General features: G+C 48.0%; 15 protein-coding genes. 3 read left to right on the top strand and 12 right to left on the bottom strand.

Going from position 1 to position 13376, the window contains the following annotated elements; translation table 11 throughout:
• Positions 1–6: 6 nt before the first annotated feature.
• From flgK to AC6R1A_RS04105, 12 genes are all read right to left on the bottom strand, one after another.
• Complete coding sequence (gene flgK, locus AC6R1A_RS04160) at positions 7–1881, bottom strand: flagellar hook-associated protein FlgK (RefSeq protein ID WP_500633597.1); 1875 nt, start codon at positions 1879–1881, stop codon at positions 7–9.
• Positions 1882–2055: 174 nt separating this feature from the next.
• A complete protein-coding gene (gene flgJ, locus AC6R1A_RS04155) occupies positions 2056–2967 on the bottom strand; it encodes a flagellar assembly peptidoglycan hydrolase FlgJ (RefSeq protein ID WP_500631836.1) in 912 nt (303 codons plus the stop codon).
• A 10-nt stretch (positions 2968–2977) separates the two neighbouring features.
• Positions 2978–4069 carry a flagellar basal body P-ring protein FlgI gene (locus AC6R1A_RS04150; protein WP_334551187.1) on the bottom strand — a complete coding sequence of 364 codons (1092 nt, stop codon included), beginning with the start codon at positions 4067–4069 and terminating at the stop codon, positions 2978–2980.
• 51 nt (positions 4070–4120) lie between these two features.
• Positions 4121–4903 (bottom strand): flagellar basal body L-ring protein FlgH, encoded by a 783-nt coding sequence (gene flgH / locus AC6R1A_RS04145; RefSeq protein WP_487903741.1) that lies wholly within the window; start codon positions 4901–4903, stop codon positions 4121–4123.
• 22 nt (positions 4904–4925) lie between these two features.
• Positions 4926–5714, bottom strand: coding sequence for a flagellar basal-body rod protein FlgG (gene flgG / locus AC6R1A_RS04140; RefSeq protein ID WP_487903742.1), 789 nt, complete (start codon positions 5712–5714; stop codon positions 4926–4928).
• A 21-nt stretch (positions 5715–5735) separates the two neighbouring features.
• Positions 5736–6485 carry a flagellar basal-body rod protein FlgF gene (gene flgF, locus AC6R1A_RS04135; protein ID WP_334551190.1) on the bottom strand — a complete coding sequence of 250 codons (750 nt, stop codon included), beginning with the start codon at positions 6483–6485 and terminating at the stop codon, positions 5736–5738.
• A gap of 196 nt (positions 6486–6681) precedes the next feature.
• The gene (gene flgE, locus AC6R1A_RS04130; protein WP_500633596.1) at positions 6682–7986 is read right to left on the bottom strand and encodes a flagellar hook protein FlgE; all 1305 of its coding nucleotides are present in this window, start codon (positions 7984–7986) and stop codon (positions 6682–6684) included.
• A 43-nt stretch (positions 7987–8029) separates the two neighbouring features.
• Positions 8030–8740 carry a flagellar hook assembly protein FlgD gene (gene flgD / locus AC6R1A_RS04125; RefSeq protein ID WP_334551193.1) on the bottom strand — a complete coding sequence of 237 codons (711 nt, stop codon included), beginning with the start codon at positions 8738–8740 and terminating at the stop codon, positions 8030–8032.
• Positions 8741–8756: 16 nt separating this feature from the next.
• A complete protein-coding gene (gene flgC / locus AC6R1A_RS04120; RefSeq protein WP_487903744.1) occupies positions 8757–9173 on the bottom strand; it encodes a flagellar basal body rod protein FlgC in 417 nt (138 codons plus the stop codon).
• 3 nt (positions 9174–9176) lie between these two features.
• A complete protein-coding gene (gene flgB / locus AC6R1A_RS04115) occupies positions 9177–9572 on the bottom strand; it encodes a flagellar basal body rod protein FlgB (RefSeq protein ID WP_334551195.1) in 396 nt (131 codons plus the stop codon).
• Positions 9573–9850: 278 nt separating this feature from the next.
• Positions 9851–10678, bottom strand: a complete 828-nt coding sequence (locus AC6R1A_RS04110) for a protein-glutamate O-methyltransferase (protein WP_500633595.1) — start codon at positions 10676–10678, stop codon at positions 9851–9853.
• A gap of 10 nt (positions 10679–10688) precedes the next feature.
• A complete protein-coding gene (locus AC6R1A_RS04105) occupies positions 10689–11615 on the bottom strand; it encodes a chemotaxis protein CheV (protein ID WP_334551197.1) in 927 nt (308 codons plus the stop codon).
• A 75-nt stretch (positions 11616–11690) separates the two neighbouring features.
• Here AC6R1A_RS04105 and flgA point away from each other — a divergent pair, with 75 nt between their 5' ends.
• From flgA to AC6R1A_RS04090, 3 genes are all read left to right on the top strand, one after another.
• Entirely contained in the window at positions 11691–12449 is a 759-nt protein-coding gene (gene flgA, locus AC6R1A_RS04100) for a flagellar basal body P-ring formation chaperone FlgA (RefSeq protein ID WP_500633594.1), read from the top strand.
• 83 nt (positions 12450–12532) lie between these two features.
• Positions 12533–12850: a flagellar biosynthesis anti-sigma factor FlgM gene (gene flgM, locus AC6R1A_RS04095; protein ID WP_500633593.1), complete on the top strand. Its 318-nt coding sequence runs from the start codon at positions 12533–12535 to the stop codon at positions 12848–12850.
• A 34-nt stretch (positions 12851–12884) separates the two neighbouring features.
• Positions 12885–13310 carry a flagella synthesis protein FlgN gene (locus AC6R1A_RS04090; protein WP_487903749.1) on the top strand — a complete coding sequence of 142 codons (426 nt, stop codon included), beginning with the start codon at positions 12885–12887 and terminating at the stop codon, positions 13308–13310.
• The last annotated feature ends 66 nt before the right edge of the window (positions 13311–13376 follow it).

Below are 13376 nucleotides of genomic sequence, written 5' to 3'. Positions count from 1 at the left end.
CGCCCCCTATCGCAATGCCAAAATCGTGTTAAAGGTGTCGTTTGCCGCTTGCATGATGCGTGAAGACGCCATGTACGCTTGCTGAAACTTCATCATGTTGGCGGCTTCCTCATCCAAGTTCACTCCGGAGATAGACGCCACACGCTCTTGTGCCGCCTCTTTCTCTAACCTTGAAACATCGGTTAAACGTGATGCGGTAGACATCTGTAACCCGACGTTGGTGTTGAGGTTGTGATAGATATCGAGAATGGTCGACTCACCATCATTGAGTTTTTTCTCGGTTTGGATGTTTTGCATTTTGAGCAAGTTGCCGTTGTCCCCCTCGGAAGGGACAAGGTTTGCCGTAAATTTATCGTTCGGCAATGCCCCATCGGTCAGTTCAAAAATCGTACCTTGAACCTCGACAGGACCAAACGGTGGGTAATCTTGGGGCGGCAAGAGAATTTTGCCTTTTGTGTCCGTGACGGCAAACTGCTTCCCATCCGGCGATACCACCACTTCAAACTCGCGTAAATCCCCTACTTCTTCGATATTGAATTTCGCTTTACCTTGCGCGAAAGTGGTCGAAGCTTCATAACTCTGCGCGGCGATCGCGGTCGGAGCATTGGTGGCCATTTTCATTTGCGCAGCGCCACTGCGGGTCGGACGAATCAACACGCGTTCGCCCTGTGCTAAATCTTGATTGATTTCAATACGTAAGCCATCAATTTGCAGTGCATTACCTACTTGAGGTATGGCAAACTGCTCACCGGATGGGCGAGTAATGATGTAATCACCGTCGTGATACTGGAGCGAATACTCGCCACCTTCAAGCCGAGTGGTGTCTTCAATATACACGGCTAAGTCCGCATTAGAATTTGAGGCTGTCACCACACGTGACTTGGCTATGATGTCTGAATTGACATCAGTAAAAATCAGCCCACCAATTTCCCCCCTAAGATCAAGACCTTGAGATTGCAATCTATTCACTTCATAAGAAAACGACGTGGCGAGTTTGCCAAGCTCATCCATCAGTTGTGGGATCTTGTCATCACGCATCGTGAGCATAGCGCCCATTTTGCCATCAATATCTTTGGTGGTAATCGCTTTGATGCCTTTACCCTCAATCATGGCTAAACGGCGCTGATGAACATCTGGGTAACCATCGATCATGGTTAAGCGACTCGCTTCCGTTCCTGACACTAAGGTATGCCCGTTACCGATATGGATGTTGAACCCTTCCGCATTCTTGCGCGGAGTCACGGTCACTTTGGTGTACTCAGACAGCTCTGCCACCAGCTTTTCGTGTTGGTCCATTAAATCGTTGTGCGGCCCAGGCGTTCTCATCATCAAACGATGCAAATCACGTATTTCAAGCGCCAGTTGATTCATTCGCTCGACACCGAGATCGAGTTTTTTGTTGGTCACATCCGACTGACGGCGAATGGTCTCATGGAAATCATTGAGGTTTTGGGTGATCAAATTGGCTTTTTCGAGCACCACTTTACGTGCCCCGACATCATTAGGGCTGTCGGCAAGCGACTTCACCGCATCAAACCACTCATTGAGATTTTCTGGGATTTTTTTCGAGGCAACTGAGGAGAGCATGTTCGACAGCATTTCTAAGTTCGCTTCATCGTCGACTTTGTGCGCGTAATTGGTGGTCGAGACATTGAGTTCATTAACGGCAAATTGATCCCATGAGCGGCGAACTTTTTCCACATGCACGCCCATACCGTAGGTTTCCCCGCCATATTGACGCGGCATGTTTGTGCCTTGTATCACCGACTGACGGCTATAACCCTCGGTATTCACGTTCGAGATGTTGTGCCCTGTGGTGTTCAATTGTCTCTGAGCCGTCAGTACGCTTTGCGAACCAAGATTCAGAAGATCAGACGCCATATTGCCCCCAAGAAACCTTTATTTATCAGTGTTTACTGATTGCCTATGGACTTAAATAGCAATATGTGTGCCAGGGTTAGTTTTCGAGAGTGTATGGGATAAGATTGATTGGATTAGGGGTGGTGGGTGGTGGGTGGTGATAGGGTCTGCTGAGAGACCCTACCGGTCAAGCCATTACATGCTATCAATACGTCGTTTGACACTCAGCACTTTATCCGCGTAATCGGGGTCTGTGGCATAACCGGCATCATGAATGCCGCGAATAAACGCCTCATCATCGCCATTGTGCTTGAGCGCTGTGGTATAGCGAGGGTTTTGATTGAGGAAGCGCACATAGTCGTTAAAACTCTCTTCAAAGTTAGCGTAAGAACGAAATGCTGCTCGCTCTTGTACTGGCACCCCCTGATGATATTCAAGAGTTTGAGTGGACATCTTATTGCCTGCCCAGCTGCGGTCTGCTTTGATATTGAAGAGGTTGTTACTGCTACCACGCGAACTGTTGATGACTTTTTGGCCCCAGCCGGTTTCGAGCGCCGCTTGAGCAAGTAGCAATGATGAGTCCACGCCGAGTGCCTGAGCGGCCTTTTCCGCATAAGGCGACATCGACGCTACAAACGATTCTGGAGAGTCGAATGTATTCGCTTGCTCCTCTCCAGTAGCACGGATTTCAGCAGGGGCATTGGCACGCTCTTCACGAATACGAGAGACTTTGTCCATCATGGCTTCAAAATCAGGGTTGCGGTTGTTCGCCGTTTCATTGTCCACTTGGCCTGTGGAAAGCTGTGCCACAATCATGTCGGCTAGGCCGAGTGAGCCAGAGGCACTCAATTCACTCGCCATCTGATCATCCATCATCTGACGATAGAACTGTTGGTTCTGGCTGTCCATCAAGCCGGATTCAAAGGTTGAATTGGCATCACGCATCGATTTGAACAGCATAGAGGTAAAAATCGCTTCAAACTGTTTGGCGGCGGCGTTGAGCGCTTCTTGCTCTGCCCCTTCCTCACCATTGACCGCTTTACGGCGCAGTGAGTCTAGGTTGGCGATATCATGAATAAAACCGATGTCATTTCCGTTATTGATCATATCGCCCCCGTTAAATGATGATCAGCTGACCTTCAATCGCGCCCGCTTGTTTCAGCGCTTGCAAGATTGCCATCAGATCAGACGGTGCCGCGCCGACTTCATTCACTGCACGAACCAGATCGTCTAGAGTTAATCCAGGCTCAAACTTAAACATCTTGCCTTGTTCTTCGGTGACTTCGATATCGCTGTCGGGGACGACAACCGTCTCACCACCACCAAACGCATTCGGTTGACTCACGTTGAGATTTTCTTTGATTGCCACTGTCATGCCACCATGAGTCACGGCAGCCGGCTTCAAGCGCACGTGCTGGCCGACAACGATAGTTCCTGTACGTGAGTTAACAATGATCTTCGCTGCACCATCGGCGGGGTTAAATTCGAGGTTTTCAATCGCTGATAAGAAGGCCACACGCTGAGTGACATCGCGAGGCGCACGCACTTTCACCGATGTGGCATCCACCGCTGAGGCCATCTGAGGACCCAGGAAGTTGTTAACGGCATCCGCCATACGCTGAGCAGTGGTGAAATCAGATTCAAGCAAGTTAAACGTGATGTAATCACCGCGACTAAACGGCGATGGGATTTCTCGCTCAACGATGGCTCCGCTAGAAATCATACCTGCTGTCGGGTTGTTGCCGACAATTTTAGAGCCATCGGCGCCAGTCGCACTAAAGCCACTCACCACCAAATTGCCTTGCGCCACCGCATACACTTGCCCATCTAGACCTTTGAGCATGGTCTGCATCAGTGTACCGCCACGCAAGCTTTTCGCCGAGCCTATTGAGGAAACGGTGACATCAACCGTCTGACCTTGCTTAGAAAAAGGCGGTAACTCAGCCGTCACAATCACAGCGGCAACGTTTTTGGTCTTTGGCTTAGTGCCGGGCGGCAATTGAATGCCAAAGTTTTGCAGCATGGCGTTAAAGCTTTGATCGGTAAAGGGTGTCGATTCTCCTGTGCCCGGCAAACCTGTGACCAACCCGTAACCGACAAGTTGGTTACTACGAACACCGGCAATTTGAGCCACGTCTTTAATACGCGCAGCCTGAGCTTGTGTTACAACAAGCAGCGAGCTAATTAGGAAGACAAACAACGTTTTCATGGGGACACCTTATTCTCTAACGCAATGCCAAAACATCGACATCAAACGGGATTAAAGAGCGACATTAAAAAATCGTGCCAAGAATCCAGGCTCTTGCATATCTTGTTGCGTTCCCGTACCAGAGTACTGGATTCGGGCATTCGAAATACGCGTTGACGCAATGGTATTGTCGTAGTCGATGTCATCCGGACGGATGGTGCCGCTTAAGCGGATGTATTCGTCCCCCGTGTTGAGGGTCAACCACTTTTCACCGCGAATCACCAAATTTCCGTTCGCCAGAACTTCAATCACTTCGACCGAAATCGAGCCTGAAATGCTGTTACTTTGGTTCGCCGCCGCGCTGCCACTGAACGAATTATCATTACTTAAGTTATACGAAAAGTTGTAGTCGCCAATGGTCAGCTGTTGACCACCCACTTCCAGCGGGTCCATCGACGCATCATTATTTTTTGACAGATCAGCGTCTGAGCTTTTCGCCGCTTTGGTACTTTCATCCAAAGTGACGGTGATGATGTCACCGATGCCTCTCGGTTTAGAGTCGTCGTACAAACTGACGGTCATTTTACCGGTATTAAACAACGAACCGGTTGCCGCCGCGTAGTGCTCCGGCTCATGCTTAGGATGAATGGGGGCCCAAGCAGGATCGCCAGCGACAGGGTCGGTGCGTCCTCGCAGAGTATCTACAATCCCAGAGCTATCATCGGAAGATTTATCTCCTTCTACAGCATCAACGGTAGTTGTACCTTGAACCACATCCGGTGTCTCGATTGGCATATCCAGCATGGTACAGCCTGAGAGCAGTGCTATCAGTGTTACACTAATGACTCGCATCATCACAATCCCCTTACTCATTCAGTTATAGCTGTTGGTTTACGAAGCTCATCATCTTATCGACGGCAGAGATAACTTTTGAGTTCATTTCATACACGCGCTGCGCTTCAATCATGTTGACTAGCTCTTCCGTCACGTTCACGTTTGAGGTCTCTAGCATCGATTGACGCACTTCACCAAACCCGTCAAAACCCGGTACGCCTTCTTGAGGGTCACCACTGGCACCGGTTGGCAAGTAGAGATTTTGACCAATAGGCTCAAGACCACCAGGGTTGATAAAATCAACCGTAGTAATTTGCCCCAGAACTTGGTTATCTTGCTGACCTCGCACACGCACAGAGACTTCCCCATCCGTACCAACAGTAATGCTGATGGCGTCGTCTGGAATCGTGATTTCAGGCTCTAAGGAATACCCCGAACCAGACGTGACAATCACACCTTCACTGTTGACGGTGAACTGACCATTGCGCGTGTAACCGATGTTGCCATCCGGCATCAATATTTGGAAAAAACCGTCGCCTTCGATCATCATATCGAGGCTGTTGTTGGTCGTTTGCGTATTCCCTTGGGTATGCACTTTCTGCGTTGCCACGACCTTAGAACCCGCGCCGAGCATTAAACCACTTGGCAATTCGGTATTTTGCGAAGATTGACCACCCGGCTGGTTGATATTTTGATAGAACAAATCTTCAAACACAGGACGGCTTTTCTTAAAACCCACCGTCGAGGCGTTAGCCAAGTTGTTGGAAATGGTCGAAATATTGGTTTGCTGAGCATCTAAGCCCGTCTTACTTACCCATAATGCCGGTTGCATAATTCTCTCCTAGAAACGGTCTTAGCTCATACGAAGCAGAGAATCAGACGCTTTGTCCATGTCTTCTGCTGTGCTCATCATCTTGACCTGCATTTCGAATTGTCGTTGAAGATCAATCAAGCTGGTCATCTCACCGATGGCATTCACGTTGCTGCCCTCTAACGCGCCTTTGAGCAGTTTTACGCCGGCATCCGCCTCGTAAGCTGCATTGGGATCTTTGGCGCGGAAGAGGCCATTGACATCTTTGTACAGTGATTGGTTGTCGTTGCGTGTCAGTTTGATGCGATCAACGATTTCGATCGCATCCGCTGGGGCGCCTTGTGGCACAACAGAAATCGTCCCATCAGTACCGATTTCCACTTTGCTCAACGGAATCGGTAGGGTGATCGGTGCGCCTGTCTCGCCCAAAACCAAGTTGCCATTACCATTGGTAAGCAAGCCATTGACGTCAATGTTGAGGTTACCGTTTCGAGTCAGGCCTTCTTTGCCCGTCTTGTCCATAACGGCAATCCAACCTTGGCCTTCAATAGTGACATCGAGATCTCGCCCAGTGGTAATCACACTGCCTTGCTGAAAATTATGACCTGGTCGCTCTGTCATGCTAAATACGCGGCTTGGCAAACCGTCGCCGTATGCTTGCATTGAGCGGGCTTGCGCCAAATCAGCACGGAACCCCGTGGTACTGACGTTTGCCAAGTTATTCGCTCTTAGCTGCATCGCTTGCATATTTTGCTTTGCTCCGCTCATAGCGAGAAACAGTGCACGATCCATAATTTGCTCCAACAATCACAATTTAGATCATTTAAAGCAATTGGCGTGCCAATAAAAATAAGTAAATGTTATCAATCAGTTGCAAAGAGAAATGGCAATATAGAATAAGATTGGAGCGGCAATTGCCGCTAGAGGCAACAATAGCAAACCAACGATTGCCGTTAGTTTGCTATTCAGAAGATTGCGTGTGATTCGATTAACGAATCTGAAGGATATTTTGTTGAGTTTGGTTGTGCACTTCAAGTGAACGTGAGTTCGCTTGGAAGTTGCGCTGGGCTGAAATCAGATCCACCAGCTCTTGAGTCATATCAATATTGGACTGTTCAAGCACACCGCTATTGATTGTACCAAATGAGCCTTTGTTCGATTCACCCCACACTTTGGCGCCAGAGTTTTGAGTGGAATCCCATTGAGTTCCCCCCTTCTTATCTAGGCCTTGTTCATTGGCTACTCGAACCAACGCCACACGTCCCAAGGTGATATTCTCACCGTTAGAGTATGTGCCAAGGACACTACCGTTTTCATCAAAGTCAACCTTAGTCAAGAAGCCAGTAGTTGCGCCATCTTCGTCAAACTTGGTCAATTCAAACGGAGCCGCAAACTGAGTGGCACTATCAAGGCCAAACGACAATGTTTGGTTGATGTCTGCACCGTTCAAGTCAATCGGGTTAGCACCCGCCCCCAAAGGTTCGGAGACGATATTCTGCCCATTGTTTAAACTGGCTAGCGTACCATCATTATTGAAACGCATAGTGTGACCGACATGCCCCGTAGGACTCGTTGCATCACCACCAACGATGTTCAGTGGCTTCTCACCAGCACTGTCCGTCACCGTGTAGTATGTCTGCCACGTATTCGCCTGATTTTGATCTTTTAGATAGTAGGTCGTCAGTTTGTACGACTGGCCCATCGAATCATAAATCGTCGAGGACGTTGAGCGGTTGTACGTCTCGGGATCGGAATAATCAAACAAGGTTGGGTCCTTCAAATCCCCACCCGCAGGTAAGTTCACCCCTACTTCAATGTTTGCTGTTTGCTTTGGCTTACCAAACTCTTTTGGAATGTTAAGTGGCGAAGGCTCATAAGAGAGAACATCACCGGTATCTGGATTGACTTGGTAACCGAGTAAGAACTCGTCATTAGCGGTCACCATGTAGTTGTTTTTATCCAAATGAAACGCGCCGTTACGAGTCAGTTCATTGGATGTTGGGGTTAATCTGTCTTTTGCGACGGCAAAGAACCCCGTACCAGATACACGCAAATCCATCGGGTTATTGGTATAAATACTGGAACCTTCATGGAACTGCTGAGCAACCTGTGCTGCCTGCACGCCTTGCCCTGGCGTTGTTTTCGCATGGGTAAAGAGTGAATTTGAGTACACATCGCCAAACTCTGCACGCGACTCTTTAAAGCCGAACGTGTTTGCGTTCGCAATGTTGTTACTGGTAGTGTTCAGATCTAACTGAGCTGCGGATAACCCGCTAAGTGCAACATATGACATTCCAAAATCTCCTATCTAGCTAGCGTCGTTTATCACTAACACGTTACGCTTTGCCAACTTCTAGTACTTCAGCAAGTCGAACTGGCGACTCGAAGCCAGCCAGATTGAGTAGTACGTTACCATCGCCTTTACCTAAGAGAACACTATTGACGTTTGCATAGGTTGATACCTCAAACTCTTTCGATTCTCCATCCAGCAAACCCGCGGCTCTCACCTTGTATTTGCCAGCCGGCAATGGATTACCGTTTTGATCCTTGCCGTCCCATTCGACTCGGTTGTCGCCCGCAGGCTTAGCACCAGCATCGAAGGTTCGAACAAGTTGGCCCATTTGGTCTTCAATACGCACCATCATGTTGTCTACGGATTGCGGAAGCTTGACCATCGCAGCCATGCTGCCAGTGTCCTTCTTCACACCCGAAGCACCAGGGACTAATACATCACGTCCTACTAATGATGAGGCTTGAAGCGCTTGGTTCGACGTCATAGAGGTATTGAGCGTTTCGAACTGAGTGTTCATTTTGCCAATCCCGTCTACCGTCGCAAATGACGCCATTTGCGCAATCATCTGGTCATTACTGACCGGCTTAAACGGATCTTGCTGAGCAAGCTGCTTCGTGAGTAGTGATAAGAAGTCTTCTTGTTTAAGATCTTGCTTACCTGTGGTCTCATTAGGCTTATTCTTGTCTTGAAGCTGTTTAAGCTGGTCGATATAGGACAAGCCGTTTTGACCAACATTATTTATGCCATCGGCCATACGTTACCTCCTATCCTTATTGACCCATCTGCAGCGTACGCAGCAGCATTTGTTTGCTTGCATCTGCCACTTGAACATTCGTTTGGTATGAACGAGAAGCAGAAATCATGTTGGCCATTTCTTCCATCACATTGACGTTAGGTTTGTAAATATACCCTTCATCATTGGCAAGTGGGTGGTCAGGGTTGTACTCCGCGGTGAGCGGTTTATCACTTTCAACGATGCCCATTACCTTCACTGGCACCATATGGTCGCGGCCATACTTTGCCTTACTTAACTCAGCACCAAATACTGCATGGCGAGCCTTATAGGTATCTTTCGCAGAGCTTGAGATACTGTCCGCATTCGCCAAGTTGCTCGAGGTGGTATTTAGACGAACAGATTCAGCGCTCATCGCAGAACCAGTGACATTGAAAACGTTAAATAAGCTCATCTATTAATCCCCTTTGATTGCCTTGGTTAAGTTCTTGAACTTACTGCCTAGGAAGTCCAGTGACGCTTGGTGTCTAATTTGGTTTTGCATAAACAAGTTACGCTCTAAATCCACATCCACCGTGTTGCCGTCACCCGTGTCAGGTTGGGTTGGAAGACGATACATGACTTCCCCTGTCACCTGAGTAGAGGCAGGAATATGCCGACCATCCGTACGGCTAAGACTAATGCTTGCCCCCGACGTTGCCGCCTGTAATGCCTTTTGAAAGTCCATCCCTTTCGATTTATACCCAGGCGTATTGGCTTGCGCGATGTTGGTGGAAATCACCTCAGCATTGCGCTCACGTACACCCACCGTATGTTGGTGGATACCTAGTGCATTGTCGAAAGAAATAGCCATGTTGACCTCTACTCAAAGAACTGACCGATACTATTAAATGATTTAGCAATTAGCGTACCAACTTTTAGGATTGCCATTGTTTAGCCATTTAATCGAGTGTACTAGACACTCACGTTTTGTTTAGCAATTACCGAGCCAATTTCCGGTCAGTTGGGAACCCGTCTTTGTCGATGTCATCATTGCTACACATAGGCATTGTTGCTACGGATAGGTATTCACAGTATGGCAGAAAAAAAAATCCCAGCCACAAGGCTGGGATTTGAGTGAGAGTGAGAAAACTACTTGAGCTTGTAAATAATGCCTGGGTTGCAACGTACCATCTCAAAACGGTCGGTCAGCCCAGTGAGTGACTCCGATGCTCCAAGCAACAAATAACCACCGGGGTTAAGACTATTGGCCATCTGGTTGAGCACTTTCGATTTCATATCCGGCGAGAAATAGATCAACACGTTACGACAAAATATAATGTCAAATTTACCCAATAACGCATAGCTTTCCATTAAGTTCTGTGGTCGAAAATTCACCAAACGCTTCACGTTGTCTTTCACTTTCATTCGGCCATCTCCGGCATCTTCAAAGAAGGTACGACGACGCTCGGGTGAGAGACCTCGCCCTAGCGCAAGGTTGTCATAGATACCCGCTCGACACATATCCAACATGCTAGATGAGATGTCCGTTGCCGTAATGGCGACACTCGGTAGCAAGCCTGGTTTGCGTTGCTGTGTCTCCAACACTGTCATTGCCATTGAGTAGGGTTCTTGACCCGACGAGCTAGCCGCTGACCATATTTTGATTGGGCGCTTATTCGCGGCCACTTCGGGCAGAAGCTTGTCGGCCAATACTGTAAATGGGTAACCATCACGAAACCATAAGGTTTCGTTGGTCGTCATCGCATCTACAGCGGCAACACGCAGCTCACGGTTTCTCCCAGTGACGACATCTCTCAACAGGTCAGACAAAGAGACCAACTTAAACTTGGTCACCAGCGGACTCAAGCGGCTCCGAACGAGGTACTGCTTGCTATCCCCAAGCACAATGCCACATTGCGCTTCGAGGAAACGGCTGAAATCACGATATTCTTGATCGCTTATTGTTATGGCTGTCATTCAGTTCTCTTTAGTTAGTCAGCGCAGATTTCACTGCATTACCTAGCTCATCAGGATTGAATTTCGCAATAAATGAGTTGGCGCCTACCCGCTCAACCATCGCTTGGTTAAAGACACCACTGAGTGATGAGTGAAGGATAACGTACAAATTTTTCAAATCGGCATTGCGGCGAATTTCGGCCGTTAATGTGTATCCATCCATCTCTGGCATTTCGATGTCTGAGATCACCAAGGAAATCTGGTCATAAATACTGCCTTCCGCGGCCATTTCCACCAGCTTTTCGTACGCTTCTTTCCCATCTTTAACCGCAATGACCTCAAAGCCAATTGAAGTAATCGCTCTTTCTACCTGCTTACGTGCCACAGTGGAGTCGTCGGCAATGAGAATTCGGCGAACGATCTGTTTTTCTGTCTCTGCTTGGGCGATTTCCTCACCGATGGATGCATCCATGGTTTCATCAACCGGCGCGATTTCTGCAAGGATTTTCTCTACGTCGAGGATTTCTACCAACTCGTTATCGATGTTGGTGACCGCAGTGAGGTAGTTTGCTTTACCTGCGCCATCTGGCGGCGGCAAGATCGCTTCCCAATGCATGTTGATGATGCGCTCGACAGAGGTGACCAAAAACGCTTGAATAGAGCGGTTGAACTCGGCAATGACAACGAAAGCTTTTTCTACATCTGTGGTCGGACGTCCACCGATGGCTAAACTTAAATCAATGACAGAAACCGTGTGGCCACGAATGTGGGCGACTCCTTTCACCAAACGGTGCAGATTTGGCATAGAAGTAAGCTTAGGACATTGGAGCACCTCTTTTACTTTAAATACGTTTATTCCATAACGCTGACGCCCCATCAGGCGGAAGGTAAGGAGTTCCAATCGGTTTTGACCGACGAGTTGCGTACGCTGATTCACAGAATCAAGAATACCGGTCATAAGCTCATCTCCATCTAAAACTTTCGTGTAAAAAAATGATAGTCTACTACAAGCTAAGAAATTCTAGGAAACAGAATGAAGAACCTAAAATCACAGTTTTGTTCAATTTCCACTAGTTGTTCTTTCACTAAGTGTAGAGCTTTATTTAAAAGAGTTTATACGTCTATCGGTGTTTTGTGTATTTTCTTTAGCTTTTCAGTCAATTCCGCTACCGAAGCTCAGATATTTGCCATACAAAATGCCGCTCAAGAGTACATTCTAGCCAATGTCGAATGGCCGACAGGTGGTACTTTGGAGGCAGACGCCGCCTCCATCGATAGTCGTATTTTTGCCACAGATTGCCCCGAGCCGCTCTTGGCATCCTCTAGCTCCACCAACCCAATAGCCAGTAATATTACCGTCCAAATCGAGTGTGAAGCGGATAACTGGCGAGTCTATGTGCCCGTTCGCCTGACGAGAACCGGTCCACAAGTCACTCTATTGAGCCCAATTTCCCGTGGGCAAATCATTGCAGCGCACGACATTACAATCAGCATGGTCGATTTGCAACGCTTCAGACGGCAAGGTTTTTCCTCGCTCGATGCGGTCATTGGCGCCAAAGCAAAAAAAAACATGAACGCGGGTGACGTAGTCGAAAACCGTGATATTTGCGTGGTGTGCCGCAATGAAACCGTCACCATTCGCGCCGTACAGTCTGGTATGACCATCACCACCAAAGGCGTGGCTTTGACAGATGGATCTCATGGTGAGCAGATAAGAGTGAAAAATAGTAAATCCAACCGTATAATTGAAGGCAGAGTAACAGGCATTTCAGAAGTCACGGTTATTTTTTAACTTTGGTTGAAAAAGCACTAAAGTTATTCGCCCTGTAGTCGATAGTGACAGTACAGGTCATCCTCTAATTAAAAGGCTCAAACATGGCAGGTATTGATAACATTCGTGCAGGGCAGACGTTAACCACGTCCACTCGTAGCCCCTCGCGCAGTGAAACGAACGCAACATCCAATACAAGTGACTCTCCGAGCAAGTCGGGTGTAGCGCAAGATTCGGTGTCCCTCAGCACACAAGGTAAAGCGGTGGGCGAGATGCATAATCAAATGGCAAGTCAACCCAGCTTTGACAAAGCAAAAGTGGCGGCAATCAAAGAAGCGATTGCAAACGGCTCTTATTCCGTGGATCCGGAAAAGCTGGCTGACAACATGATGAAATTCGAAAAAGAGCTTGGTGGTTTTTAACCACTGAATTTGGAACTGAAGAAACAATACCACCATGGCAGCGTTAAAAGGGCTTGTAGAATTCCAATTGCAAAGCGCAACCGAATTGTCGGCACTGTTAGAGCAAGAAAAAGTGGCGATAGCCAGTCGCGTCTCTAAAGATATCGAACAGGTTGCGAAAGCGAAGGTCGATCTGATCTCTAAGCTTCAACAAACCGATCAACGCATTCAGAAACACCCCGATGTTGAGACGCTGACGAGCGATCCAGAGTTGAGCCCTCTGGTCGACAAGATCCGCAGCATCATCTCTGATTGCCAGCAGGCCAATGCCGTTAACGGTGAAGCATTGCAACGTGCTCAATTGAGCTTCAATAAACTCAACAATCTCATGAAACAGTCCCAGGGTAAGCTTGGTATGACGTACACTGCCGAAGGGCAAACCAGTAACGTCACCACCCTTGGCACTAATATTAAAGCCTAAAGTCGCTATAGCGTTACATTGTTAGGATGATATAAAAACGGCGCTCATAAGAGCGCCGTTTTTATA

The sequence above is a fragment of the Vibrio sp. R10-SG3-ISO3 genome, from assembly GCF_059834225.1.
This window is presented reverse-complemented; position numbering and strand designations above follow the sequence as displayed.